This window comes from Streptomyces sp. AC512_CC834 (assembly GCF_019049325.1).
Lineage (GTDB): Bacteria > Actinomycetota > Actinomycetes > Streptomycetales > Streptomycetaceae > Streptomyces.
Window position 1 is genome coordinate 1 of sequence record NZ_JAGMUO010000137.1, and the last position, 289, is coordinate 289.

Sequence of the window (289 nt, forward strand, 5' to 3'; positions counted from 1 at the left end):
GCCAGGGCCTGGGCGACGCTGGTGACGGTGCCGTCCTTGAGGAGTTGCACCATGGGCAGCTTGACCTGGTAGCGGCGTTCGATGCGGTTGCGCAGTTCGACGGCCATGAGGGAGTCCATGCCGAGCCGGTTCAGCGGCCGACTGACGTTGACCCGTTCGGCGCGCAGTCCCATGACCACGGCCACTTCCTGCTTGAGGAAGTCCAGCAGTTCGCTGCTGGGCGTCGCCGGTCCGGAGGCCGGGGCCTGCGACTCGGGCCGGGCAACGGCCACCGGCTCCGCGACGACCG

General features: G+C 69.9%; 1 protein-coding gene. It reads right to left on the bottom strand.

Annotation, left to right across the window (positions count from 1 at the left end):
* Window positions 1–289 (bottom strand): acyl carrier protein (locus KUM40_RS40745; protein WP_254396452.1); only part of this gene is annotated, 289 nt, incomplete at both ends.